Origin of the sequence: Microvirgula sp. AG722, assembly GCF_003269145.1 — a bacterium.
Lineage (GTDB): Bacteria > Pseudomonadota > Gammaproteobacteria > Burkholderiales > Aquaspirillaceae > Microvirgula > Microvirgula aerodenitrificans.
In genome coordinates this window covers 358,975-384,358 of record NZ_QLTJ01000001.1, presented here as the reverse complement: position 1 = coordinate 384,358, position 25,384 = coordinate 358,975, and the positions used below count along the sequence as shown (strand labels likewise).

The window sequence follows — 25,384 nt, the reverse complement described above, 5'->3', positions numbered from 1 at the left end:
TGCCCTGACCAGGCCCTTTCATAAACAGCACACAGAGAGTTACTCCCGGCCGGGACGAGTCATATCAGACCTCGTGCCGTTCACTGTCTGTTCGCCGCAGGTTCAAGCAGTTTCTGCTATGCCGAATTTCAGATTCGTCCTATAGAAAAGCCGCACGACTCTGGCCTTTAATGCCTCCAGCGTAACGATGCCGGTGGCACTGAGGAGCGATGCAGCAATGAACGAACGGACAGAACGCACAGTGGCGGACGACATTCAGGTCCGTCTGGCGCAGACGGCCGGGAGCGTGCCAGACGTTCCTCCTTCTCCGGTAATCAATGCATTTGACGTATATGCCGGCCGCAACCAGCCGGGCCAGCGCCAGCTCGAAAGCGGTTTCGGCTGGCGACTGATTGTGGACGAGGACTGGCTGGAGCTGGGGCTGTCGGCGACGACCCGCTTTGCCGGCCATGCCGCCGCCGTCTGGATCCTGGCCGACGGCCTGAAGCCCAACAACGGCAATCCGCTGCCCCTCCCGCCATCCCCGTTTCTTCTCGGCAGTGAGGGGCACGACGCCATGCTGTGGCAGACCGGTGAACCGAGCCGGTCCGTTCTCGATGTCGGCATCGTACAGCTGACCGGTGATGCCGGCGTGAGCAAGAACCTGGGCAATGTTGGCCCGGGGGCCGGACTTGCGGTACTGGGCAGCGCCGGTGCCGATGTGCTGTGGGTCAATGATCAGTACCGGGACAGCCTGTTCGTTCACGGTGGTGATGGTGATGACCAGGTGCATGGCGGTGCGGCCAACGATGCCCTGTCCGGCGGTGAAGGGGCAGACTGGCTGCATGGCCGGGACGGAAACGACATCCTGCGCGGGCACCGGGGGCAGGACCGTCTTTATGGTGGCGCGGGCCATGACTACCTGGATGGCGGGCTGGACGACGACAGGCTGTATGGCGGGGCTGGCGACGACATCCTGCAGGGCGGGCCGGGCTGCAATGTCATTGATGGCGGCGAGGGGCAGGATATCGTCCGGTTGTCCGGCCTGTTTGCAGAGTACCGGTTGTCGCGGGAGGACGCCGGGCGGATCCGCATTATTGATACCGTGAACGGCCGGGATGGCGACAACCTGCTGAAGAATGTCGAAAAGCTGCATTTCATCGACTTTAGAATGAACAACATCCCGGACCTGACCCTCAGCGGGCCGGATGCCCCGCTCCCGGCCACGGATGTCCTGACCCATGATCGTGATGGCCTGCGGCTGGGACGGCAGGGCGCCTTCGTGCTGGCTGCCAGGCAACTGCTGGGAAACGATGTCGACTGGCAGCAGGACGCGCTCCGGATCAGTTCGCTGTCCGGCGCGGTCGGGGGTACGGTCAGCCTGGAGCCGAATGGCGACGTGACATTTGTACCGCAGCCCGGCTTCGGCGGCCTCATGCGCTTCAAGTACACCATTGCGGATGCCCGGGGGCACAGGGCCGCCACCCTGCGGAGCGGCGCCGGCGATGAGTCGGCGCGCATGGCTGCCGAGGTCATGCTGCTGACGCCGGACCTGCCCGATGATCCGGCCCTGTACCGGCAATGGCATCTGCAAGAGGCGCGGGTGCTGCCCGTGTGGCGCGACTACACCGGCCGGGGGGTGCGCATCGGCATGTACGAACCCTCTGACATTCATGCCCGCAGCAAGGAAATCATGGATATGCACCACCCGGAGCTGCGGGCCCGCCTGGATCCGGTCTGGCTGGCCGAGGCGCGTCCGGGCCGGCTGGCCGGGATAGGCAGCGACGGGGAGTACAGCCGGCACGCCACCCAGGTGGCCGGCGTGATGGTGGCAGCGCGCAATGGCGATGGCGGTGTCGGCGTGGCTTATGGCGCCACGATGGGCGGACACTGGCTCACCGGGGGGGACTTTGCGTCACTGTCTAGCATGCCTGGATACGATGTGGTCAACCATAGCTGGTCGCTGCGGCAGCCATTCAGCCTGTCTTATTTCTCCGCGGAGGTGGACAGGATATTCAGCGATTACCTGGCCGCGGTCCGCAATGGCCGGGGCGGGCTGGGAACGACGAACGTGGTGTCGGCCGGCAATGGCTGGGCCGGCGGCGGCAATGCCAATTACTCCAACATGACCAACAGCCGGACGAACGTCGTCGTGGCGGCGCTTGATCCGGCCAGCGACCTGTCCATCCTGCGGACAGATGGCAAGCGCTTTTCCAACCCCGGGGCCAATGTGCTGGTCAGTGCGCCGGGCATGAGCATCGTGTCGGCCCAGCGCCGGGTGCAGCTCGACAATGGCTCGATTACGGGGGCGGAGCTGGACTCGGTGAGAGGGACCAGCTTTGCCGCCCCCATTGTGGCGGGGACGGTGGCCCTGATGCTGGAGGCGAATCCGCATCTCGGCTATCGCGATGTTCAGGACATCCTGGCATTGTCGGCGCGGCGTACCGGGCAGGGAGACTGGCAGGAAAATGGCAGCCGAAGCTGGAATGGCGGCAGCATGCATGTCAGCCACGACTACGGTTTTGGCTCGGTGGACGCCCTTGCTGCCGTGCGTCTGGCCGAAACCTGGAACAGGCAGCGTACCGCTTACAACGAATCCTCGATGAGCAGTGCGCTGGCTTCCGGCACGCTGGCCATGGCCATCCCCGATTACCAGGAAAACGGGGTTCGCCACAGCCTGCAGGTGACGGGCCTCGACCTGCAGGTCGAGACGGTGGCAGTCAGGGTAGTGCTGACGCACGAGCATGCCGGCGATCTGGTGCTGAAGCTGGTGTCACCGTCGGGGACCGAATCGATCCTCATGGACCGGCCTGGCAAGAGCAGGCGGCCTGGAGAAGGGACGCAGCACGGCAGCCGCCACTTCAATGACACTAACCATCTGGATTTCGTGTTTTCGAGCACGCACCATCGCGGCGAGGACCCGAATGGCGTCTGGACACTTGAAATCAGCGACCGCGGGGCGGCGAATACCGGCACGCTGGAGCACTGGAGCTTCAATGTATTCGGGTCTGCCGGGCTGGCGGACGATCATTACGTGTACACCGACGAGTATGCGGCGCTGGCATCAGATCCATTGCGCAACTGCCTGTCGGATGACAATGGCGGGCATGACACGCTGAACCTGGCCGCCTTGTCCGGCGCCTGCCAGGTCGATCTCAAACGGAGTACGGCGACGCTTGCCGGTACGGCGCTGACCCTGATTGACGGCCGGCAGATCGAAGACGTGCTGGCGGGCGGGTTTGACGACAGCATTCATGGCAACGAGGGCGCCAATCTGCTGCGCGGGGGGCGTGGTGATGACCGGCTGTACGGGGCTGGCGGGGGGGATACGCTGGAAGGCGGGCCGGGGAACGACCGGATGACAGGCGGCGGCGGGGCCGACCTGTTCATCATTGAGCCGGAGGCGAATGCACAGGACGTGATCCTGGATCTCACCTCCAGCGAAGCTGGGGAGGGGGATATCGTGGCGCTGGTCGGGTTCACCCCGAACCTGCTGGCGGGCAGGAAGTACACCAGCCGAAGGACGAAGGAAACCGGACCGGAAACCCTGATTGAGCTGGGCAATGGCCAGACACTGTTGATCATGGACGGATTGATGAAGCCTGACAGCAGAATCATCGATTTTGCCGACCGTGCGCAGTTGCAGCAATGGCAACAGGCAAGGCATGCGACACCACTGATCGAGGGCGAACGGATACTGGATGCGCGCCGGGGACGTGTCAATCATAAAACCGGCGAGATTGGCGACGGTGCATTTCTCGGCGGAAAAGGGCCTGATCGTTTTCTGGTGCTGGCCAATACACGGCCGAACTGGTGGGTCAGCCTGCTCGCCTCCGTGACCATCAGGGTGTCCAACCTGATCATCGATTTCGACCCGGAGGCCGATACGATCGACCTGAGCCAGTTCGGCGGGCTGCACGATATCGGACAGTTGCGCATACGCGTGGCATACAGGACGTTTGGCTGGGATGGACAGTTGACCCAGGTGGCTGCCGAGCAGGGCGGGCAGTCGCTGATAGTGAATCTGTACAACGTTTCTCCGGAAGCCCTCAGTGAACGCAATTTCATCTTCGCCTCACCCGGAACCGCCGTGCCGCCGCCCGACCATCCCCCCGGCCCGCCGCGCGTCGGTGCGCCGCCTGTGCTGCTTGAGCGATTCGCCCCTGCCGCATTGCCGGTACCGGTCATTGCCGGCACCGGTGCTGCCGATACGCTGCTTGGTGACGCCGGCGGCAATCGGCTGATTGGCGGTCCGGGGGCCGACCGGATGGAGGGCGGTGCTGGCGACGACACCTATGACGTGGATGATGCCGGCGACAGGGTGATTGAACTGGCGGGCGGGGGCCATGACCTGGTGCGTTCGCGCATCGATTTCACCTTGCCGGACGAGGTCGAATGGCTGGAGCTGACCGGTAACGGGGACATCGACGGCACCGGCAATGCCGGCAGCAACCGCCTGGTCGGCAATGGTGCCGCCAACCTGCTGGATGGCCGTGCCGGCAGCGACACCCTGCTTGGCGGAGAGGGGAACGATGGCTACCGGGTCGATGACAGTGCCGACCGGGTTATCGAACTGGCCGGGCAGGGGCACGATACTGTTTTCGCCACGCTCTCGTTCACCCTGCCGTCGCATGTCGAAGACCTGGTGCTGAGCGGGTCGGCCTCGCAGGATGGCAACGGGAATGATCTGGACAACAACCTGACCGGCAACGCGTTGGCAAACCGGCTGTCCGGCGGCGCCGGCGATGACCGGATATACGGTCTGGACGGGCCGGACAGACTGAGCGGCGGTCGGGGGGACGACCTTCTGTACGGCGGGATGGGGGGGGACGTGTTCCAGTTCGGCCGTGGGGACGGGCGGGATGTCATCGGCGATTTCGACTGGGACGATGACATCCTGCGCTTTGGTCCGGATATCGGCATGGAGCAGCTCTGGTTCCGGCGGAGCGACGCGGGGGACGTGAATGTCGGCGTGATCGGTACCGGCGACAGCGTCACCCTGGCTGGCGCCGGGCCGGCGGCGGCGGCGGTGCGCTACGATTATGCGATCGAGCTCCAGAATGGCAAGCAGTTGCTCAGCCACCAGGTCGATCAGCTGATCGAGGCCATGGCCCGCTTTGCGCCGCCGCCGATGGGGCAGCAGAGCCTGCCGATGGCCAATCATCCGGTGCTGGCCAGCCTCGTCGCCAGCAGCTGGCGATGAGGGCGTCGCTTTCTCTCTGCCCGGTGCTGCGCCATGCCGGATAAGTCCGCGGTCGAGGTGCTGCCCGACACCGGCCTGATCTGCCTGGCGATGATGGCCCGGCTGCATGGCAAGATTGCCGATCCGGTGCAACTGGCCCATCAGTTCATGCCTGACGGGGGGCGCTTCGGCACTGCCGATATCCTGCTGGCGGCCCGCTCGCTGGCGCTGCATGCCCGTGCGGTCCGGGTTCCGGCCGACAGACTGGCGCGCACACCGCTGCCGGCACTGGCCCAGGATGCAGACGGGCGCTTCTATCTGCTGGCCCGCGTTGACCGGGACAGCGCACTGATCCACGACCCTTGCCAGCCGCAGCCGGAACGACTGTCGCTGGCGGCGTTGCGGGCGCGGGGCTGCGACGAACTGATCCTGTTCACCTCGCGGGCATCAGTGCTGTCCCGTCTCGGCCGTTTCGATTTCAGCTGGTTCATCCCGGCGATCGTCAAATACCGCCGGCTGCTGCTGGAAACACTGCTGGTCAGTGTTGCGCTGCAGTGCTTTGCCCTGATCACGCCGCTGTTTTTCCAGGTGGTGATGGACAAGGTGCTGCCGCATAACGGACTGTCGACGCTCGACGTGGTGGCCACCGCGTTTCTGGTCGTGGTCATCTTCGAGTCGGTGCTGGGCGCCTTGCGCGATTATGTTTTCGCCCATACGGCCAGCCGCATCGACGTCGAGCTGGGCGCAGTGCTGTTCCGCCATCTGCTGAAACTGCCGCTGTCCTATTTTCTGGCCCGCCGGGTGGGGGATTCGGTGGCCCGGGTGCGCGAGCTGGAAAATATCCGCGCATTTCTGACCGGCAATGCGATCACCCTGATCCTGGACCTGGTCTTTTCGCTGCTGTTCATCGTCGTCATGCTGTTCTACAGCGCCTGGCTGACACTGGTGGTGCTGGCCTCGTTGCCATGCTACGTCATGCTGTCGCTGCTGGTGACGCCGGTATTGCGCGCGAGACTGGACGAGAATTTCAATCGCGGCGCGGAGAACCAGGCGTTTCTGGTCGAGTCGGTTTCCGCCGTGGCGACGATCAAGTCGATGGCGGTCGAGCCGCAACTGACCCGGCACTGGGACCGGCAACTGGCCGCCTATGTGACATCCAGCTTCCGGGCCGGGGCCGTCGGCACGCTGGCGCATGCCGGGGTGGGGCTGATCGGCAAGCTGGTCACCGTCGCCACGCTGTGGCTCGGGGCGCGGCTGGTGCTGGAGCAGCAGCTGACCGTCGGGCAACTGGTGGCCTTCAACATGCTGGCCGGCCATGTGGCACAGCCGGTCATGCGGCTGGCCCGGCTGTGGACCGATTTCCAGCAGGTCGGCATTTCGATGCAGCGGCTGGGCGACATCCTGAATGCGCCGACCGAGGCGGCCGGCAACAGGACCATGATGCCGACGCTGGGTGGCGACATCCGCTTCGAGCAGGTGTTCTTCCGTTATGGGCCGGATGGGCCGGATGTACTGAAGAACGTCACGCTGGCGATCGCGCCGGGTGAGGTCATCGGCATCGTTGGCCGTTCGGGCTCGGGCAAGAGCACGCTGACCCGGCTGGTGCAGCGGCTGTATGTGCCGTCGCGCGGCCGGGTGCTGGTGGACGGCATGGATCTGGCGCTGGTCGACGCGTCATCGCTGCGTCGACAGATTGGTGTCGTGCTGCAGGAGAACATCCTGTTCAACCGGTCCATCCGGGAAAACATTGCGCTGGCCGACCCCGGTGCCAGCCTGGAAGCCGTCATGGCCGCAAGCCGGCTGGCCGGCGCGCATGACTTCATTGCTTCGCTGCCGGAGGCATACGACACGCCGGTCAGCGAACAGGGGGCGAGCCTGTCCGGCGGGCAACGGCAGCGCATTGCCATTGCCCGTGCGCTGATGGGCCGGCCGCGCGTCCTGGTGCTGGACGAGGCCACCAGCGCGCTGGATTACGAATCCGAGCGCATCGTCCAGGAAAACATGCGGGCTATCTGTCAGGGACGAACCGTCATCATCATTGCGCACCGCCTGTCCGCCGTGCGCGATGCCCACCGCATCGTGGTGATGGATGACGGCGAGATCGTCGAACAGGGGGCGCATGCGGCACTGCTGGCGATCCCCGGCGGGGTGTATGCCGGGCTGCACCGCCTGCAGCAGGGGGAAACATGAGGGGCCGGATCCGTGTCGGCCTGCAGGCTGCACTGCTGGTCCTGAGGCAGCATGCCGATGTCTGGCGGCTGACGTGGCGCCAGCGCAAGCTGCTGGACCCGCCACGGCGGCTGGCACAGGAAAGGGAATTCCTGCCCGCTGCGCTGGCCCTGCAGGACACCCCGGTGTCGCCGCTGCCGCGGCTGGCAATGTGGCTGCTGATCGGATTCCTGCTGATCGCCCTGCTGTGGTCCTGCATCGGCCAGGTCGACGTGGTGGCGGTGGCGGGCGGCAAGGTCATTCCGAACGGGCATACCAAGACCATCCAGTCGATGGAGGCGGCGGTCGTTCGCCAGATCCGGGTCGCCGACGGGCAGCGAGTCAGGGCCGGCGAGGTGCTGATTGCGCTGGACACGACCGGCGTGCATGCCGACCGGGACCGGATCCGGGGCGAGCTGGCCGTGGTCAGTGCGCAGCTCGCACGCAGCCAGGCCATGCTGGCGGGGCTGGGGCTGGGCCGTCTGCCGGCCATGGCACGGCCTGCCGGTGTGGATGATGCGCTGTGGAGCGAGGCCATCCGGCTGGCACAGGGGCAGTTCGACGAGTTTGTTGCCCGGCGGCGGCGGATCGAGGCGGAAGTGGCGCGGCGCGAGGCCGAACTGAAAGCCTCGCAGGCCCTGGTCCACAAGCTGGAGCTGACGCTGCCGTTTGCCCGTCAGCGCGAGGCATCGTACAAGGATCTGGCCGAACGGCAGTTCGTCTCCCGCCATGGCTATATGGAGCGCGAGCAGGCCAGGATAGAGCTGGAGGCGGACCTGGCGGCGCAGCGCAGCCGGCAGCAGGAAACGACGGAAGCGCTTGGCGAGGCGCGGGCGCGCCTGGTCGAGCTGGACACGGAGACGCGCCGGATTCAGCTGCAGGGCATCAACGACAGCCTGCAGAAAACCGCGGCACTGGAGCAGGACCGCATCAAGGCCGACATGCGAACCCGCTGGATGACGCTGACCGCACCGGTGGACGGGACGGTCCAGCAACTGGCAGTGCATACCGTCGGCGGGGTGGTGACGCCGGCCCAGCCGCTGATGCTGGTGGTGCCGCGGGACGGCGCGCTGGAGGTGGAGGCGTTTGTCGCCAACAAGGATGTCGGTTTCGTCCATGCCGGGCAGTTGGCCGAGATCAAGGTGGAGACCTTCCAGTTCACCCGCTACGGCACGATCCCGGCAACGGTCGTTTCGGTGTCGCACGATGCGATCAACGATGAGCGGCGCGGGCTGGTCTATGCGGCCCGGATCCGGCTGCACCGGACGTCGATCCGTGTCGACGGGCGCGAGGTCGGGCTGGCGCCGGGCATGGCGGTCTCGGCCGAGATCAGGACCGGCACGCGCCGGGTGATCGATTTCTTCCTCAGCCCGCTGCAGCAGTACCGGGACGAAAGCCTGCAGGAACGCTGATCAGGTGTGGCTGGCCGGCAGGCGGAAGATGGCGACGGTCTGCTCCAGCGCCTCGACCGTTGCATTCAGCGTGTCGGTGGTGCTGGCCAGATTCTCCGTGGCCTGGTGATTGTTGGCGGTCATGCTGGCGACCTGCTCGACACGCCTGGCGATATCGAGCGCGCCGGTCCGGGTTTCGCTCAGGGCGGCCAGGATGCGGCCCAGCTCGCTGCGCGCCGTGTCGGCGTCCTGGCGGACATCGCTCATGATGGCCAGCGCCTGGTTTGCGTCGCTGACGGTGCTTTGCACCTGCTCGGCCCCGTCGTGAATGCTCCTGACCGCCTGGCGGGTCAGGCCGGTCACGTCGATGGTGACCCGGTTGATCGATTCGGTCGCGGTCGCCGTGCGCTCGGCCAGTTTGCGGACTTCGTCCGCCACCACGGCGAAACCGCGACCGGATTCGCCGGCGCGCGCCGCCTCGATGGCGGCATTCAGCGCCAGCAGATTGGTCTGGTCGGCCACGTCGCGGATCAACTGCACGATATGGTCGATTTCGACGATCTTCTCGTCGAGTTGCTGGATCTCGTCGGCAGCCTGGCCGACCGTTGTCGCAGCATGGGTCACCAGATTGACCACACTGCGGATGCTGGCCTCGCCCTGCAATGCCGATTCGCCGCTTTCCTCGACCTTGCGCGTCGCGTCGAGCATGGTGTCGATGGCGACCGACAACTGCTCGGTCGCCGACGCGATGGCATCGGTGGCCAGCGTTTGCTGGCGGCTGTTGCCGCTGAGCGAATGCGCGTGTGCACCGACATCGACCGAGACGCGCTGCAGTACCTGCGCCTGCTGGTTCAGCCGGGACAGAATGTCGCGCCAGCGCGACTGCATGTTGACCAGTGCCGTCAGCAGGCTGTTCTCGCTGGAGGCGCCGGTCTTGATGGTGTGGGTAAAGTCGCCATCAGCAATCGACTGGGTCAGCTTGCGTGCCGTGACCGGTTCGCAGCCGAGCTGGCGGAAAATGCTGCGGTACAGACCCCACGAGGCGATGATGACCACCGCCAGCGAGATCAGGCACAGCAGGATCAGCCCGTAGCGCGTCATGTCGAGAGCGTTGAGCTGTTTTGCCCCGCTGTCCCGGGCTTCGGTGACAATTTTCTCGCGCAGGGCCTGCAGGCGCTGGTCCGACGCGCTGGTCTGGGCATCGAAGCCATCGGGCGCCTGCATGATGGCATTGCCGGCTTCGCGGCTCTGCTGGTAGGCGGCGGCCATGCGGATGCCGGTGTCGTACAGATGCCGGGCCGCACTGGCGAGTGCCTGGCTGTCGTCGCGCAGGGGCGGGGCCAGCCTGGCGATATCGTCGAGGCGGGCCAGTGCGTCATCGCGGGCCTTGGCGGCTTCCTTCAGACTGTCGGCGTTGCCAGTGGCGGCGGTGTCGGTCATGAACTGCTGGATCTGCACGAAGTCGTAGCGGACCTCGGCCAGATCGGCGACCAGCGGCTCGACCACATTGCGGTTGGTATCGTACAGGGCGGACAACTGTTGCAGACGCAGCAGCGGGACGATGGTCAGCGCCAGAATCAGACCGATGCTGAGCAGCATGAAACCCTTCAACAGGGGCCCGACCCGATTCATTGACAGCCGCATGCCGCTCTTTCATTGTCGGTTGGAGTAACTACGACAATAGCATGCGGCTTTGCCATGCACTGCAAAATCCTTAGCGCCGGGCGGGCGCCGGGCAAAAAAAACCCGCCATGGCTGGCGGGAAAAGTAACCTTGAAAAAAACCTGGAGAATCAATCGCGGGCGTCTTTGGGTTTGCCTCCTTTCGGCCAGTCTTTCAATCGGTCGGGGAAATCGGGTCGCGGCTGGTGGGTGAAATATTCGGCCACGTCGACGGCGTCCTGCGGGCTCAGCGCGCCGCCCTGACCCAGCGGGGCATTCAGTCCGTGCGCAATCGGCATGTTGTGCAGCACGAAGGCCGCGGCGGTATAGGTCCGGGCCATGCCGGCGCCGATATTGAAGGACTGGGGGCCCCACAGCGGCGGGAACACGAACTCGCCATCCCGCTTCCTGCCCTGCCCGTCGTCGCCGTGACAGCTGGCGCAACTGGCGGCGTATACCGCCTTGCCGCGTACCGGATCGGGAACCAGATCCTTGTTGATCTTGCCGATGCCGCGACCGGTCCTGTCACCGCGCGGCACGTCGGCCGACAGCCAGCGCATATAGGCCAGCATTGCGCGCATCTCGCGCGAATCGGGCGGCAGCGGCTTGCCGTTCATCGAGCGGCGGAAACAGCCGTTGATGCGTTCGGTCAGCGTGACGTCGCGACCGGCGCGCGGGTTGTAGCCGGGATAGTCGTTCCAGACGCCGACGAATGGCGAAGCCTTCGCCACCTTGCCGGCGCCGAGGTGGCAGCTCGAACAGTTGAGCGCGTTGCCGACATTGCCCGGCAGCAGGCGCGCGGTCTCATTGGTCAGCCGCTGTCCGAGCCGGATCTGCGCGCCGGCCTCGCCGGGCGGCATGCTGCTGTCGCGCGGCGGCGAGAACGGGCGCGCGCCGGCCGGCTGCGCCCAGGCGGGCGACGCGGCCAGGCAGAACGCCAGGGTGGCGGCGCCGGCCCAGCCGGCGAGGACGGAGATGCGGTCAGCGGCGTTCATGCGATTTCTCCAGCGATTCGCGGACAGCGGCGACATCGGCCTCGCTGACCGCGCTTGCGTGATTGCCCCAACTGGAGCGGATAAAGGACAGGACCTCGGCGGTTTCGCGGTTGTTGAGCTGCGGCAGGCCAGGCATGGCAAAAGCCATGGTGTCGGCGACGGTATGCGGCATGCGCCCGCCCTCGAGCACGATGCGGATCAGCGAGCGCGTATCGTCGGTCAGCAGTACCGAGTTGCCGGCCAGCGCCGGATAGATGCGCGGGAAGCCGCCGCCATCATCGCGGTGACAGCTGGCGCAGAACTCGACATAGGTACTGGCGCCCGGCTGACGGTAGTCGCCGCTGCGCAACTGGCCCCGGGTGACATGGGCGCCGGCGGCCGAATAGACCGTTGGCGCACCGGCACTGGCCGGCAGGGCCTTCAGATAGGTCGCCACGGCGGCCAGATCAGTCCGTTCCAGATGGCTGCTGCTGTGCTCGATGACCTCGGCCATGCCACCGAATGCCGCGCTCTTGTCATTGCGGCCGGTTTTCAGGAATTCGACGATATCGGCCTCGCTCCAGTCGCCGAGCCCGCGGCCCTTGTCGCCGCGCAGGCTCTTGGCGAACCAGCCGCCGATATTGTTGCCGGCCAGGAACTCGCTGCCGTCGCGCGCGCTCAGTGCCTTTTCCTGATAGGCGAGGCCGCGTGGCGTGTGACAGGAACCGCAGTGGGCCAGCCCCTCGACCAGATAGGCGCCACGATTCCATGCCGCACTCCTGTCCGCCTGGACCCTGTAAGGCCGCGCATCGACGAACAGCCAGTTCCAGATCTTCAGCGGCCAGCGCATGCTCAGCGGCCACGGGATGTCGCTGCCCCGGTTTGGCTGGCTGACTGCCGGCACGCCGGCCATGAAGAACGCGTACAGATCGCGCATGTCGGCGTCGCTGACGCTGGCATACGACGGATACGGCATGGCCGGGTACAGCGGGTCGCCATTGGCGGCCACGCCTTCGCGGACCGCACGGGCAAACTGGTCGTAGCTGTAGTTGCCGATGCCGGTTTTCCGGTCGGGCGTGATATTGGTCGCGTAGATGCGGCCGACCGGCGTGTCGAACGGCAGACCGCCCGCGTAGGCGGCGCCACCCGGCCGGGTATGGCAGGCGATACAGTCGCCGGCCCGGGCCAGGTACTGACCGCGTCTGATCGAATCCGTGCTGAACGCGGCCTGCACGCAGGCAGGCAGCAACAGCAGCATGAGCGCGGCGCTGAGTCCTGAATGTCGCATGGCACCCCCCTGGATGAATCGCTATGGAATGCCGCCAATCTATCCATCGGCCCGCCGGCCGGCATGGGGGAGACGCGCAACCCGGCTAGGCGATCAACACAATTGTCCGGTAGGCGGAAATGTGCTAGCCAGTCAGGGGGTTGAAGCAACTGTTTGATTCTGATGCGGTTTCATGAAATGTCGTCGTTCTGCGCCGCAGGCGGACAAATGCATGCCGTTTGCTGCAGATCAACCGTGCCGGGGCCGGGGCTGCGCGCCAGAGACGGGATATTGTACGGCCGGCGGTTTTTCGCCCGGTTGATGCAGATGCTACAATTCGCGTAACCGAATTCATTTCGAGGCACAAAAACCGGCATTGGCCGGTTTTGCCTTCTTATTTTCATAAAGTCGCATGAAAAAGCTCTATATCAAGACCTTCGGCTGCCAGATGAACGAGTACGACTCGGACAAGATGGCCGATGTGCTCGGCGCAGGCGAGGCACTGTCCAGAACCGACTCGCCGGAAGACGCGGACATCATCCTGTTCAACACCTGTTCGGTGCGGGAAAAGGCCCAGGAGAAAGTGTTCTCCGATCTGGGGCGCGTTCGCCACCTGAAACAGTTGAACCCGGATCTGGTGATCGGCGTCGGTGGCTGCGTGGCCTCGCAGGAAGGGGACGCCATTGTCCGGCGCGCACCGTTCGTCGACGTGGTGTTCGGGCCGCAGACCCTGCACCGTCTGCCGGAAATGATTGCCGCACGCCGTGCCGAAGGCCGGGCCCAGGTCGATATCTCGTTCCCGGAAATCGAAAAATTCGATCACCTGCCGCCGGCCCGGGTCGACGGTGGTGCCGCCTTCGTGTCGATCATGGAAGGCTGTTCCAAGTACTGTACCTTCTGTGTCGTGCCGTACACGCGCGGCGAGGAAGTCAGCCGGCCGCTGGCCGACGTGCTGGCCGAAATCGCCGGGCTGACCGCGCAGGGCGTCAAGGAAATCACGCTGCTGGGCCAGAACGTCAACGCCTATCGCGGCCGGATGGACGATGGCGAAATCGCTGACTTCGCCTTCCTGCTCGACTGCGTGCACGAGGTGCCCGGCGTCGAGCGCATCCGCTTTACCACCAGCCACCCGCGTGAATTCACCGACCGGCTGATCGACTGCTTCGCCCGGCTGCCGAAGCTGGTGTCACACCTGCACCTGCCGATCCAGTCCGGTTCCGACCGCCTGCTGGCGGCGATGAAGCGCGGCTATACCGTGCTCGAATACAAATCGATCGTGCGCAAGCTGCGCGCGGTACGTCCGGACCTGTGCCTGAGTTCGGACTTTATCGTCGGCTTCCCCGGCGAGACCGACGACGACTTCGCCCGCACCCTCAAGCTGGTCGAGGAACTGGACTACGACGCCAGCTTCGTGTTCATCTACTCGCCGCGCCCCGGTACGCCGGCGGCAGACCTGCCGGACACGACGCCGCACGAGGTCAAGATCCGGCGCCTGCAGGCACTGACGGACGTGCTGGACCGCAATACACTGGCGATCAACGAAGCCATGGTGGGTACCGTGCAGCGGGTGCTGGTCGAGGGCGTATCCCGCCGCGACGGCAACGAGCTGGCGGCGCGCAGCGCCAACAATCGCGTGGTAAATGTGGTCGGTCATCCGCGTTTGCTGAATTCGATGATCGAAGTTGTCATCACGGAAGCCTATTCTCACAGCGTGCGTGGAGAAATCCTCACCGTCGAGTCCGATTAACCCCATCGTCCCCTCGCCACAGCGGGGGGCAAGCCGTATGCCCCATATCGAACATATCGCCTTCAATCCGGTCGACAACGCGCGGCTCATGAACCTGTGCGGCGCGCTGGACGACAACCTCAAGCAGATCGAAACCGCGCTCGATGTTGCCATCTCGCGCCGCAACGAGAAATTCAAGATCGCCGGCAGCCGTGCCCGTGAAGCGGTGCAGGTGCTGGAGTCTTTCTACCTGCGCGCGCAGCGGGCGCTGGATGTCGAGGATATCCAGCTCGGGCTGATCGAACTGAAGCGCGGCATGGATCCTGAGACCACGGCCGAGGTCGAGGGCGGTACGCCGGCGCTGATGACGCGCAAGGGCGACCTGTTCGGCCGCACGCCGGGGCAGAACGTCTATATCCGTGCCATCCAGAATCACGATGTGACTTTCGGCATCGGCCCGGCCGGTACCGGCAAGACCTATCTGGCGGTCGCCAGTGCGGTCGACGCGATGGAGCGCGACGCGGTCAAGCGCATCGTGCTGGTCCGTCCCGCGGTCGAGGCCGGCGAGAAGCTTGGCTTCCTGCCCGGCGATCTGGCACAGAAGGTCGACCCGTATCTGCGGCCGCTGTACGACGCGCTGTATGACCTGATGGGCTTCGACCGGGTGGCCAAACTGTTCGAGAAGAACCTGATCGAGATCGCGCCGCTGGCCTATATGCGCGGCCGGACGCTGAATCACGCCTTCATCATCCTCGACGAGGCGCAGAACACCACCCCGGAACAGATGAAAATGTTCCTGACCCGCATCGGCTTCGGCTCGCGCGCGGTAGTGACCGGCGACGTGACCCAGATCGACCTGGCCCGGCACCAGAAGAGCGGGCTGGTCGAGGTCGAACGCATTCTCAGCAATGTGCGCGGCATTGCCTTTCACCATTTCAACAGCGAAGACGTCGTGCGCCATCCGCTGGTGCAGAAGATCGTCGACGCTTATGACCGCTGGAACGAAACCGGCGACGCAGCAGAAGAAAGACACGCATGAAACTTGCCAGGACACGCTTCCGTCCCGCCCCGAAACAACTCGACCTCGATGTCGGACTCAGCGTCTGTCCGCCCGGCACGCCGTCGCCGTCGGCCTTTGCGCGCTGGATCAGCGCCGCGCTCGGCAACACCCGCCGTGCGCAGCTGTCGCTGCGCGTGGTCGATGAAGAAGAAGGCCGCGCGCTGAACCACCAGTACCGCGACAAGGACTACGCGACCAATGTGCTGACCTTTGCGCTGAGCGAGGGCGAGGACAGCATCGCCGGCCTGCCGCTGTTCGGCGACATCGTGCTGACCGCGCCGGTGGTGGCGCGCGAGGCGGAAGAGCAGGGCAAGAGCATCGAAGCGCATTATGCCCACCTGACCGTGCACGGTGTCCTGCACCTGCAGGGCCACGACCACCAGTCGGACGAGGAAGCGGAAGCGATGGAGTCGCTCGAAACCCGCATCCTGGCCCGCCTGGGATACCCCGACCCTTACGCCGAGGAGCGTTGAACCCCGCTTATGGACGACCCCAGTAGTAGTCACAAACCCGGCTGGCTGGAACGCCTGTCCGCCATGCTGCTGCGCGAACCCGAGGACCGCAAGGAACTCGTGACGCTGCTGCATTCCGCCTTCGAGCGCAACCTGCTCGATGCCGAAGCGCTGTCGATGATCGAGGGCGTGCTGGCCGTGTCCGAGCTGGCCGTGCGCGACGTGATGATCCCGCGCAGCCAGATGGACGTGGTGCAGGTCGACGACTCGGTCGAGACCTTCCTGCCGTTCGTGCTCGAGTGCGCGCACTCGCGCTTCCCGGTCATCGGCGACAGCAAGGACGAGGTGATCGGCATCCTGCTGGCCAAGGAACTGCTGCAGTACTTCGCTGATCCGGCCGGCTTCGACCTGCGCGACAGCCTGCGGCCGGCGGTGTTCATCCCCGAATCCAAGCGCCTGAACGTGCTGCTGCGCGAGTTCCGCCAGACGCGCAACCACATGGCCATCGTCGTCGACGAGTATGGCGGCGTGGCCGGCGTGGTGACCATCGAGGACGTGATCGAGCAGATCGTCGGCGATATCGAGGACGAATACGACTTCGACGAGACCGAGGGCTATATCGTCCCCGGCCGCAACGGGCGCTGGCGGGTCAAGGCGATCACCGAGATCGAGGACTTCAACGAGGCGTTCCACACCGATTTCCCCGATGACGAAGTCGATACCATCGGTGGCCTGGTGGTCGCGCAATTTGGCCATCTGCCGAAGCGTGGCGAAGTGGTCGAGTTTGCCGGCTGGCGCTTCACCGTCCAGCGGGCCGACAGCCGGCGGGTACAGGTGCTGCTGGTCGAGCGCCTGCCCGAGCAGATGTCGCTTCTGGCTTCTTCCGACGAATGAGCGGCCGGCAGGGGTGTACCTTGCCCGCCCGTCATTCCCTGTCTGCAATCCGCCGCGCGGCTGGCCGCGCGGCCTTTTTGTTTGAACCCCATCCGTGAAGCGTCTGCTGCCCTTTCTGTTCACCGGCCTTGTCGGTCTCGCCTATCCTGCCACCCTCGCACCGTACGGACATGGCTGGCTGGTCCTGCCGCTGCTGGCGATCCTGTTCTCGCAGGTGTTCACCGCCCGTCCCGGCCGCGCCTTCGTGCTGGCCTATCTGTGGGCGCTGAGCGGCTTTACCGCCAGCTTCTACTGGACCTATCTGAGCCTGCACGACATTGCCGGCCTGCCGGCGGTGTTTGCCGGTCCGCTGACCCTGCTGCTGCCGGCCTGGCTGGCGCTGTTCCCGGCTGTCGCCACGGCGCTGGCGGCGTGGCTGGCCCAGGCCAGCGGCCGTCGCAGCGGCGCCTGGCTGCTGGCCTGGCCGGCGCTGTGGACGATCTTCGAGTGGGTACGCGGCTGGCTCATCACCGGTTTCCCGTGGGGCTCGCTCGGCTATACGCAGATTCCCGATGGCCCGCTGGCCGGTTATGCGCCGGTGCTCGGCATCTTCGGTGTCAGCTGGGCGGTGGCGTCCAGTGGCGCGGTGCTCGGCTGGCTGCTGTCGCTGCTCGGCGGCAGCCAGACCACGGTGCGCCGGCCGTGGCAGGCGGCACTGTCGACCGGGCTGGTCGCCGTGCTGTGGGCCGGTGGCGCGTCGTTCGCCCGGGTGGAGTGGACCCGTCCGGTGGGGGCGCCGCTGACCGTGTCGCTGGCCCAGGGTGCGATCCCGCAATCGATGAAATGGGACCCGGCCTCGTTTGAACTGACGCTGCAGGTCTATGCGGAGCAGGTGGTGGCCGCGCGCGGCAAACTGATCGTGCTGCCGGAAACCGCCTTCCCGCTGATGTACGACCAGATGCCGCCCGAGTACCTGCAGGCGATGCGCAAGCTGGTCGAGTCGCGCGGGGCCGAACTGGTGTCCGGCGTGCCGGACCGGGGCGATGGCGACCGCTACTACAACAGCGTGGTCAGCGTGACCGGCGGGCAGCAGCGCTACAGCAAGGATCACCTGGTGCCGTTTGGCGAGTTCGTCCCGCTGCCGTGGCTGACCGGCTGGCTGTACCGCTACATGAACATGCCGCTGGCCGGCTTTACCCCGGGCGGCGCCAACCAGGCGCCGATGACGCTGGCCGGACAGCGCGTGGCCTTCAACGTCTGCTACGAGGACAGCTTCGGCGAAGAGCTGATCGGCCCGGCGCGCGAGGCGACCCTGCTGGCCAACGTCAGCAACATGGCGTGGTTCGGTCACTCGAATGCTGCCTGGCAGCACCTGCAACTGGCACAGGCACGCGCGCTGGAAACCGGGCGACCGATGATTCGTGCGACCAATACCGGCCTGACGGCCGTGGTCGACCATCGCGGTCGTGTCGTCGCCAGCCTGCCGCAGTTCCAGCGCGGGGTGCTGGAAAGCACGGTGCAGGGCCGCACCGGGCTGACACCCTACATGCGGCTCGGCAACGGCCCGGTCATCGTGCTGGCGCTGCTGGTGCTGGGGCTGTTTGCGGGCAGACGGCGACGGCGCTGATTCCGCGTAGCGAAGAACGGACGAGCGCCGCGAAGTCTCCACGCGACGGCGGGGCCGGAAGGGGCCGGGCGCAATCAATCCGCCAGACTGCGGTACTCACGACAGGTTCTGCCCGTCGGGCGTGTGCCGACGCCACGGTGGCTGTCGGTGCCCACCGCCATGAGCCCTTTTCGCCGCCATTGATCCCATTCCTGCCCACGAAAGCGGTGGCTGCTGTAAAATCGCGCGCTTTACGCGATTTCCCACTCCCGCCATGGAAACCCTGAAGCGCAAGATCCTCGACGAGGGTCGCCTGCTCGACGGCCACATTCTCAAGGTCGACAACTTTCTCAACCACCAGATCGATGTCCGCCTGCTCGACGCCATCGGCGCCGAATTCGCCCGTCGTTTCGACGGCGAGGCCATCGACAAGATCCTGACCATCGAGGCTTCCGGCATTGCCGTCGCCGTGGCGGCCAGCCCGCACTTCGACCATGCCCCGGTCGTGTTCGCCAAGAAGACCCAGAGTCTGAACCTGGATGGCGAAGCCTACGAATCGTCGGTCTACTCGTATACCAAGCAGGCCACCTACAAGGTCCGCGTGTCCAAGCGCTATCTGCGTGCCGGCGAGCGCGTGCTGATCATCGACGACTTCCTCGCCAACGGCGCGGCGGCCACCGGGCTGATCGACATCGTCCGCCAGGCCGGTGCGGTACCGGTCGCGGTCGGCATCGTCATCGAAAAGGGCTTCCAGCCCGGGCGCAGCAAGGTCCAGGATGCCGGCGTGCGGGTCGAGTCGCTCGCGGTGATCAAGAGCTTCGACGACAACCGCGTCCACTTCGACTGATACCCCTTTCGCGCCGGCCCAGTCCGGCGCGTTGCATTTTCTCTCCCAGCCAGAGTCTTCCCCATGACCGTTACTCCCCGCCTCGGCGGCCCCGTCGCCTGGGCCAACTGGATCGTCGGCACGCTGTTCGTCGTGCTGCTGTTCGACTTCCAGACCGGCTATGCCATCGTCAACAGCGACCTTGCCCGCGATACCGGGCTCGGACTGGGCGACGTCGTTGCGCTCGGCGCGATCTACACCTGGGTGTTCGCCGTCAGCCAGCTGTTCTCCGGCGCGCTGCTTGACCGGGCTGGCGCGCGCATCATGCTGCCGCTGGCGATCGGCTGCTTCGCACTCGGCGCAGCGCTGTTCGCGATGGCCGATTCGTTCGCCATGCTGGCCTGGGCGCAGGCGGTGGTGGCGATCGGTTCGTCGTTCGGTTTCGTCGGCGCCGGCTTCCTTGGCGGACGCTGGTTCGGTTTTGCCAGGTTCGGCCTGATGTTCGCCATGGTGCAGGCCATCGCCGCCATCGGCTCGACCCTGGGCCAGGCCGGCCTGCAGGCCGCCCTCGCCCATGTCGACTGGCGGGCGATGTCGTGGTGGGCCGCCGGCGCCGGTGCCGCACTGACACTGGTGGCGCTGGCCGTGGTGCGCGACCCGCAGCCTCAGCCTCGCTCCAGTGGCGGCGTCGCCGGTTTCGTGACCGGCGTGCTGCACGACATCCTGTCGGTATGCCGCATTCCGCAAGTCTGGTTCGGCGTGATCGCCGGGGCGGTACTGTTCGGTCTGCTGCTGGCGCTTGGCGTGCTGTGGACGCCGAAGATCCTGGCCGCCCATGGCCTGAGCGGGACCGAAGCCGGCTATGCGACATCGGTGTTGTGGCTGGGCCTGGCCGTCGGTGCACCGCTGACCGCGCGCTGGTCGGACGCGGTGCACTCGCGCCGGCTGCCGATGCTGCTGATGACCGTGCTGCTGGTGCTCGGCATGGCCGCACTGCTGTTCCTGCCGCTGACGGCGCTCAGTGCCGGCGTGGTCTGCTTTGTCATCGGGCTGGCCACCGGGGGACACATGCTGTCGTTCGTGACCGCGGCCGAACTGGTCGAGCCGCGACTGATCGGCACCTCGGCCGCCATCGCCAACGGTGCCAAGTTCATTGCCGCCGGGCTGCTGATGGCGCTGCCGAACCGCTGGCTGGCCAGTACCGAACCGTCGCTGGCTGATTACCAGCTGGCGTTCTGGCCGTATTTCGCACTGCTGGTCGTGGCGGCGCTGCTGGCGTGGGGCATGCAGGAAACCTGGCGCGACGCGGAGTAAGGCCAGGTATCAGCAGGCATGAAAAAGCGCGACACTGTCGCGCTTTTTTCATTCTGGCAGGCCCTTACACGGCGATAAAACGCGCCAGCGGCGTGCCGCTCCAGTCGATCGCATCGAGCATGTTCTTCACGATCAGTCCCAGTTCGGTATCGCCCTCGATATCGAGCTTGCGGTTGAAGAACAGCGTGTCCGGATCTTCCTCGCGCAGCGCCAGCCGGGCAAAGTCGCAGGCGCGGGCGGTGAAGTGCAGGTCCGGCGTGTCCGGCCGGGCAATGGCGACGAACTGGCCATTGCGGACGGTGAACGATGCGGTCAGGCCGGCATCGCTGGACTCGACCACGAAGGTGCGCTCTTCGAGCAGCTCCAGCGAATCGGCCGGCAGGATGCCGCGCCGGCCGGCCAGGTTCAGCGCGGCGACCAGCGCCATCGACAGCGGGCGCTGCGGCAGCTTGCGGGCCAGTTTGCCGAGCGGGGCCGGCAGGGTAATGTCGGGAATGCTCATCTCAGGCTCCTGATTGCATGATGCCGGCCTGGCCATGCCAGTAGCCGTTGACCAGCGGGGCGTGCGCCAGCGCGGCCAGATCGGTGCCGGCTGCCGGGGCGCCGTGCGCCATGGCCTGACGGAACGCGGCGGCCACCGCCAGCGTATCGCGCGATTGCGGGCTGATGCGGACGATATCGACACCGGCGTCGGCCAGACCGGGCAGGTCGCCGCACAGGTTCATCACGCCGCCGGACAGGGTCTGGATGCCGTTGACGGTCAGGAAGTCCTGGCCTTCGCGGGTATCGAGTTCCATGCCGTCCGGGTGTTCCAGACAGCGGAACTGGCAGTCATCCTTGTTCAGATTGAAGTGGCGGGCGGTAAAGCAGCGTGCCGAGAACGCCAGCGGCAGCTTGCCCCAGGCGAATACCTCGCATTCAAGGCCGGCCGGCCGGGTCGCCAGCACGGCGGCGATGCGCTCGCGCGGCATTTCCACCGGCGGCACCCAGCGGAAGGCGCCGAGACGGACTACCTGGGCCAGCGTGTCCTCGTTGTAGATATTCAGGTGCGGGCCGGCGATGACCCGGCAGCCGGCATCGCGGGCCAGTTTCAGTGCGCCGAGGTCATTGGCCTCGATGGCGAACTCGCCATGCTGGACGAATTTGCGCTGGCGCTTGAGGTCGGATTCACTTTCCAGCAGTGCCTGTGCCGACAGCACGACTTCCTTGCCGGCGTCGGCCAGGTCGCGTGCCAGACCGAGCCAGTCGTCGGTGCGGATCTGCTGGCGGCGGGAACAGACCACCTCGCCGAGGTAAATGGTGTCGATGTCGGGGCATTGCGAGACATCGGCGTAGAACTGCATGACCGTTTCGCGTGGCCAGAAGAACAGCAGGGGGCCGAGAGAGAGTTTCATGGGGGGCATCGAATCCGGTTGGGGAGATCGCGGCGGCGGGGCCGCGATTATTTCCATGGGCGGTTGTAGGCGCCCAGCGTCTGCTGCTGGCCTTCGGACAGCTTGCCGAGCTCCGTCTGCCACGCCGGTCGCACGACGAAGCGCGAGTCGTCCTGCCAGGCGGCGTCGATGGCGGTGCGCAGCACGCGGGTCACCTGTGCCGCGTAGGCCGGGCTGCGCTGGCGGCCCTCGACCTTGATCGCCGACACGCCGATCGACATGATCTGCGGCAGCATCTCCAGCACGTTCAGACTGGTCGGCTCTTCCAGGGCGTAATAGGTTTCGTCGTTGACGTCGAAGCGGCCCTTGCACAGGGTCGGATAGCCGGCGGCCTCGTCCTTGCCGTAGCGGTCGATCAGGATGCCGTTGAGACGCGCTTCGGTACCGGTGGCGGTCCGTTCCCATTTGACGAACTTGGCCGGCGAGCACACGCCGTGGGTGTTCGGCGATTCGCCGGTCGCATAGCTGGACAGCAGGCAGCGGCCCTCGACCATCACGCACAGGCTGCCGAAGCCGAATACTTCGATCTCGACCTCGGTATGGTCGATCACGTGGCGCACCTGGTCGAGCGTCAGCACGCGCGGCAGCACCGCACGCTGGACGTTGTACAGCTCGCGGGCAAGGTTGATCGCCTCGTAATTGGTGGCCGAGCCCTGCACCGACAGGTGCAGGCGCAGTTCGGGATGACGGCGCGAGGCATAGTCGAGCAGGCCGAGGTCGGCGACGATGATGGCGTCGATGCCGAGTTCGGCCGCTTCGTCGATGGCGCGGTGCCACTTGGCCATTTCTCCGGCCTGGGCATAGGTATTGATGGCCATCAGCACCTTGCGCTGTCGCGCATGGGCATAGGCGATGCCGTCGCGCGCCGACTTGTCGTCAAAGTTCAGACCGGCGAAATTGCGCGCGTTGGTGTTGTTCTTCAGGCCCATGTACACGGTATCCGCGCCATGATCGATCGCGGCCTTCAGGGCCGGCAGACTGCCTGCAGGGCAGACGAGTTCGGGTTTTTTGCGCATAAGCGGGATGTTCTGGCGTCCGGGCGGGCAAATGGGAATGAGCGTAGCAAAGGCGGCCCGCCGGGCCATTGAGTCACATCAATTCCAACAGGCTTGCGGATGTCGTATCTGCCGCGAATCTGTTCATCTGCCTGTCATTGAACGGACAAGGCGATTTAACACGCGCTGCCTACCATCCTGTCCATCCCATTGCCGCAGTGAACCTAGCCATGCGCCAGACCCCTGCCAACCGCCAGACCGCTGCTGCCCTGATGTCGGTGGCGCCGGCCGCCACCCCGGGCCAGACCAACGACGACATCCTGTCGATCTTTACCCGCCATCCGCACCTGAGCGGCCTGCCGGTGGTCGAGAATGACCGCCCGATCGGCCTGATCAATCGCAACCAGTTCATGAACCACCTGGCGCGACCGTTCCATCGCGAGATTTTCGGCCGCAAGAGCTGCATTGCCTTCATGGACAACACGCCGCTGGTGGTGGCGCATGACACGCCGCTGACCGACCTGTCGTACCTGGCGCTGGCCAATGGCGACAAGACCCTGAATGACGGCTTTATCGTCACCGACCACGACCGCTATGCCGGGGTCGGGCTTGGCGTCGACCTGATGCGTGCCATGACCGACCTGACCGCGGAAAAGAACCGCCAGGTGATGGAGTCGATCCACTACGCCAGCGTGATCCAGCAGTCGTTCCTGCGCCATTCGCGCCGCGACATGGCGGCGACGCTGGACGACTACTTCATGCACTGGGCGCCGCGCGATGTGGTCGGCGGCGACTACTACTACTTCGTGCGTCGTCCGGAAGGCTTCTTTGCCGCCGTGATCGACTGCACCGGTCATGGCGTGCCCGGTGCGTTCATGACCCTGATCATGGCCAGTGCGCTGAATCAGGTGCTGCGCCACGCCGATCTGCGCGATCCGGCCGGGCTGCTGGGCGAGATCAACCGCATGGTCAAGGCCTCGCTGGGCCAGCAGGCGGACGAGGTCGTCGCCGCCGACAGCCAGCAGTCGGATGACGGCATGGATACCGCCTTCCTGTTCGTCGACAGCCAGACCCGGCGCATGACCTTTGCCGGCGCCAAGACGCCGGTATTCCTGCTGACGCCGGGCTCGGATGCGTTCGAGGTGCTGGACGGCAACCGGATGGGGGTCGGCTATGTGGCCACGCCGGACGATTACTGCTGGGACAACCGCGAAGTGACGCTGGCGCCGGGCACGACGGTCTATGTGAGTACCGACGGGCTGATCGACCAGATCGGCGGCAGCAAGCGCATCGCCTTCGGCAAGCGTCGGCTGCGCGAAACCCTGCTGCGCTGCCGCGAGCAGCCGCTGCCGGCCCAGCAGGCGGAATTGCTCGAGACCTTCGACCGCTGGCAGGGCAGCGAGCCCCGCCGCGACGACGTGACCGTCTTCGGTTTCCGGCTGCCCTGATGGCGCCGTCCCCTTCCCACTACGGACTGATCATGCTGCAGCATTTTGCCCGTTTCCGTGAGCTCGCCGCCGAGCATCAGGTGGTGTTTTTCTACAACGGTACCTTTTCCCAGCCGGTCATCGCCGCGATGGCCGATGCACTGCGCGCCCGGCTGACGGTGCAGGGCGCGGCCGGCGTGCGCCAGCGCAAGCTGTTCTCCAGCTTCATCGAGATGGCGCAGAACATCGTCCACTACTCGGCCGCCTGCGTCGGCAGCCCTGACCAGCGCGATCACGAGCTGCGCGACGGGGCGCTGTATGTCGGCGAACGTGACGGCCAGCACGTGATCGTCTGCGGCAACCTGATGGACGCACTGGAAGTGCCGCGGCTGACCGCGCGGCTGGAACCGCTGCGACGCATGAGCAGCGAGGAAATCCGCGCGCAGTACCGCCAGGCGCTGCGCGCGGAAAACGAAGCGACCAGCAAGGGCGCGGGGCTGGGCTTCCTGACCGTCGCCCGCGATGCCGCCGAACCCATCGAGTACCGGTTTGCCGCCAGCCCGGCGCATCCCGGCCATGTGATGTTTTACCTGCAAGCCATCATTTGAGGTTGCCCATGAAAGCCATCCATCTGCCGGCCACGGCCTATACGCCGCAAGTCGATTTCGACTTCTCCACCCATCGTCTGTCGCTGCGCGGCGAGTCGTATCCGGAAAACGCCGCCTCGTTCTACCAGCCGCTGATCGACGCCGTGGTGCAGTACATCGGCCAGTTGCAGGAAACGCGCATTACCGTCGATGTCGCGCTGGCCTATTTCAACAGCTCCAGCACCAAGCTGCTGTTCAGCCTGTTCGACCACCTGAACCAGGCAGCGCTGGCCGGCAACGACGTGTCACTGAACTGGCACCATGATCCGGAAGACGACACCATCGTCGAGTTCGGCAATGAGCTGGCCGACGACTTCAACGCGCTGGAATTGCGGCTGGTCGAGATCGTCTGACCCCGGCCGG

At 65.7% G+C, this 25,384-nt stretch carries 19 protein-coding genes; 13 read left to right on the top strand and 6 right to left on the bottom strand.

Features of this window, described 5'->3' with window-relative positions:
• Positions 1–217: 217 nt before the first annotated feature.
• The 3 genes from DFO50_RS01710 to DFO50_RS01700 are packed head-to-tail and all read left to right on the top strand — an operon-like array spanning position 218 to position 8,781.
• Positions 218–5,182 (top strand): S8 family serine peptidase, encoded by a 4,965-nt coding sequence (locus DFO50_RS01710; RefSeq protein WP_158537388.1) that lies wholly within the window; start codon positions 218–220, stop codon positions 5,180–5,182.
• A 33-nt stretch (positions 5,183–5,215) separates the two neighbouring features.
• Entirely contained in the window at positions 5,216–7,351 is a 2,136-nt protein-coding gene (locus DFO50_RS01705) for a type I secretion system permease/ATPase (RefSeq protein WP_112691942.1), read from the top strand.
• Entirely contained in the window at positions 7,348–8,781 is a 1,434-nt protein-coding gene (locus DFO50_RS01700; protein WP_036385129.1) for an HlyD family type I secretion periplasmic adaptor subunit, read from the top strand. Before DFO50_RS01705 ends, DFO50_RS01700 begins: the two co-directional genes overlap by 4 nt.
• Here DFO50_RS01700 and DFO50_RS01695 read toward each other — a convergent pair whose 3' ends face one another.
• From DFO50_RS01695 to DFO50_RS01685, 3 genes are all read right to left on the bottom strand, one after another.
• Positions 8,782–10,359, bottom strand: a complete 1,578-nt coding sequence (locus tag DFO50_RS01695; RefSeq protein WP_158537387.1) for a methyl-accepting chemotaxis protein — start codon at positions 10,357–10,359, stop codon at positions 8,782–8,784.
• A 193-nt stretch (positions 10,360–10,552) separates the two neighbouring features.
• Positions 10,553–11,416 (bottom strand): c-type cytochrome, encoded by an 864-nt coding sequence (locus tag DFO50_RS01690; protein ID WP_199489715.1) that lies wholly within the window; start codon positions 11,414–11,416, stop codon positions 10,553–10,555.
• Entirely contained in the window at positions 11,403–12,683 is a 1,281-nt protein-coding gene (locus DFO50_RS01685) for a cytochrome c (protein WP_112691939.1), read from the bottom strand. The genes DFO50_RS01690 and DFO50_RS01685 overlap by 14 nt, the downstream gene beginning before the upstream one ends.
• A gap of 391 nt (positions 12,684–13,074) precedes the next feature.
• Here DFO50_RS01685 and miaB point away from each other — a divergent pair, with 391 nt between their 5' ends.
• The 7 genes from miaB (at position 13,075) to DFO50_RS01650 (ending at position 20,519) form a co-directional block, all read left to right on the top strand.
• Positions 13,075–14,409, top strand: coding sequence for a tRNA (N6-isopentenyl adenosine(37)-C2)-methylthiotransferase MiaB (miaB, locus tag DFO50_RS01680; protein ID WP_112691938.1), 1,335 nt, complete (start codon positions 13,075–13,077; stop codon positions 14,407–14,409).
• 37 nt (positions 14,410–14,446) lie between these two features.
• The gene (locus DFO50_RS01675) at positions 14,447–15,427 is read left to right on the top strand and encodes a PhoH family protein (RefSeq protein ID WP_036385123.1); all 981 of its coding nucleotides are present in this window, start codon (positions 14,447–14,449) and stop codon (positions 15,425–15,427) included.
• A complete protein-coding gene (gene ybeY / locus DFO50_RS01670) occupies positions 15,424–15,921 on the top strand; it encodes an rRNA maturation RNase YbeY (RefSeq protein ID WP_112691937.1) in 498 nt (165 codons plus the stop codon). Before DFO50_RS01675 ends, ybeY begins: the two co-directional genes overlap by 4 nt.
• 9 nt (positions 15,922–15,930) lie before the next feature.
• A complete protein-coding gene (locus tag DFO50_RS01665) occupies positions 15,931–16,794 on the top strand; it encodes an HlyC/CorC family transporter (protein ID WP_028498159.1) in 864 nt (287 codons plus the stop codon).
• A gap of 94 nt (positions 16,795–16,888) precedes the next feature.
• Positions 16,889–18,400, top strand: a complete 1,512-nt coding sequence (lnt, locus tag DFO50_RS01660) for an apolipoprotein N-acyltransferase (protein ID WP_233495162.1) — start codon at positions 16,889–16,891, stop codon at positions 18,398–18,400.
• Between the two features lie 253 nt (positions 18,401–18,653).
• Positions 18,654–19,226: a xanthine phosphoribosyltransferase gene (locus tag DFO50_RS01655; RefSeq protein WP_028498158.1), complete on the top strand. Its 573-nt coding sequence runs from the start codon at positions 18,654–18,656 to the stop codon at positions 19,224–19,226.
• Positions 19,227–19,289: 63 nt separating this feature from the next.
• Positions 19,290–20,519: an MFS transporter gene (locus DFO50_RS01650; RefSeq protein WP_107888841.1), complete on the top strand. Its 1,230-nt coding sequence runs from the start codon at positions 19,290–19,292 to the stop codon at positions 20,517–20,519.
• 64 nt (positions 20,520–20,583) lie between these two features.
• On the opposite strand, the gene DFO50_RS01645 is transcribed toward DFO50_RS01650, so the two are convergent.
• The 3 genes from DFO50_RS01645 to DFO50_RS01635 are packed head-to-tail and all read right to left on the bottom strand — an operon-like array spanning position 20,584 to position 22,968.
• Positions 20,584–21,021 carry an SCP2 domain-containing protein gene (locus DFO50_RS01645; protein ID WP_028498157.1) on the bottom strand — a complete coding sequence of 146 codons (438 nt, stop codon included), beginning with the start codon at positions 21,019–21,021 and terminating at the stop codon, positions 20,584–20,586.
• A 1-nt stretch (position 21,022) separates the two neighbouring features.
• Positions 21,023–21,922 (bottom strand): U32 family peptidase, encoded by a 900-nt coding sequence (locus DFO50_RS01640; protein ID WP_373280109.1) that lies wholly within the window; start codon positions 21,920–21,922, stop codon positions 21,023–21,025.
• A 38-nt stretch (positions 21,923–21,960) separates the two neighbouring features.
• Positions 21,961–22,968, bottom strand: coding sequence for a peptidase U32 family protein (locus DFO50_RS01635; RefSeq protein WP_028498155.1), 1,008 nt, complete (start codon positions 22,966–22,968; stop codon positions 21,961–21,963).
• 209 nt (positions 22,969–23,177) lie between these two features.
• Here DFO50_RS01635 and DFO50_RS01630 point away from each other — a divergent pair, with 209 nt between their 5' ends.
• The 3 genes from DFO50_RS01630 to DFO50_RS01620 are packed head-to-tail and all read left to right on the top strand — an operon-like array spanning position 23,178 to position 25,374.
• A complete protein-coding gene (locus DFO50_RS01630) occupies positions 23,178–24,395 on the top strand; it encodes a SpoIIE family protein phosphatase (protein WP_199489713.1) in 1,218 nt (405 codons plus the stop codon).
• Entirely contained in the window at positions 24,395–24,982 is a 588-nt protein-coding gene (locus DFO50_RS01625) for a SiaB family protein kinase (protein ID WP_233495161.1), read from the top strand. Before DFO50_RS01630 ends, DFO50_RS01625 begins: the two co-directional genes overlap by 1 nt.
• An 8-nt stretch (positions 24,983–24,990) precedes the next feature.
• Entirely contained in the window at positions 24,991–25,374 is a 384-nt protein-coding gene (locus DFO50_RS01620) for a DUF1987 domain-containing protein (protein ID WP_107888840.1), read from the top strand.
• The last annotated feature ends 10 nt before the right edge of the window (positions 25,375–25,384 follow it).

Coding starts and splice junctions, on each gene's coding strand:
- DFO50_RS01710 (WP_158537388.1), top strand. CDS start 218: ATGAACGAACGGACAGAACGCACAGTGGCGGACGACATTCAGGTCCGT.
- DFO50_RS01705 (WP_112691942.1), top strand. CDS start 5,216: ATGCCGGATAAGTCCGCGGTCGAGGTGCTGCCCGACACCGGCCTGATC.
- DFO50_RS01700 (WP_036385129.1), top strand. CDS start 7,348: ATGAGGGGCCGGATCCGTGTCGGCCTGCAGGCTGCACTGCTGGTCCTG.
- DFO50_RS01695 (WP_158537387.1), bottom strand. CDS start 10,359: ATGCTGCTCAGCATCGGTCTGATTCTGGCGCTGACCATCGTCCCGCTG.
- DFO50_RS01690 (WP_199489715.1), bottom strand. CDS start 11,416: ATGAACGCCGCTGACCGCATCTCCGTCCTCGCCGGCTGGGCCGGCGCC.
- DFO50_RS01685 (WP_112691939.1), bottom strand. CDS start 12,683: ATGCGACATTCAGGACTCAGCGCCGCGCTCATGCTGCTGTTGCTGCCT.
- miaB (WP_112691938.1), top strand. CDS start 13,075: ATGAAAAAGCTCTATATCAAGACCTTCGGCTGCCAGATGAACGAGTAC.
- DFO50_RS01675 (WP_036385123.1), top strand. CDS start 14,447: ATGCCCCATATCGAACATATCGCCTTCAATCCGGTCGACAACGCGCGG.
- ybeY (WP_112691937.1), top strand. CDS start 15,424: ATGAAACTTGCCAGGACACGCTTCCGTCCCGCCCCGAAACAACTCGAC.
- DFO50_RS01665 (WP_028498159.1), top strand. CDS start 15,931: ATGGACGACCCCAGTAGTAGTCACAAACCCGGCTGGCTGGAACGCCTG.
- DFO50_RS01655 (WP_028498158.1), top strand. CDS start 18,654: ATGGAAACCCTGAAGCGCAAGATCCTCGACGAGGGTCGCCTGCTCGAC.
- DFO50_RS01650 (WP_107888841.1), top strand. CDS start 19,290: ATGACCGTTACTCCCCGCCTCGGCGGCCCCGTCGCCTGGGCCAACTGG.
- DFO50_RS01645 (WP_028498157.1), bottom strand. CDS start 21,021: ATGAGCATTCCCGACATTACCCTGCCGGCCCCGCTCGGCAAACTGGCC.
- DFO50_RS01640 (WP_373280109.1), bottom strand. CDS start 21,922: ATGCCCCCCATGAAACTCTCTCTCGGCCCCCTGCTGTTCTTCTGGCCA.
- DFO50_RS01635 (WP_028498155.1), bottom strand. CDS start 22,968: ATGCGCAAAAAACCCGAACTCGTCTGCCCTGCAGGCAGTCTGCCGGCC.
- DFO50_RS01630 (WP_199489713.1), top strand. CDS start 23,178: ATGCGCCAGACCCCTGCCAACCGCCAGACCGCTGCTGCCCTGATGTCG.
- DFO50_RS01625 (WP_233495161.1), top strand. CDS start 24,395: ATGGCGCCGTCCCCTTCCCACTACGGACTGATCATGCTGCAGCATTTT.
- DFO50_RS01620 (WP_107888840.1), top strand. CDS start 24,991: ATGAAAGCCATCCATCTGCCGGCCACGGCCTATACGCCGCAAGTCGAT.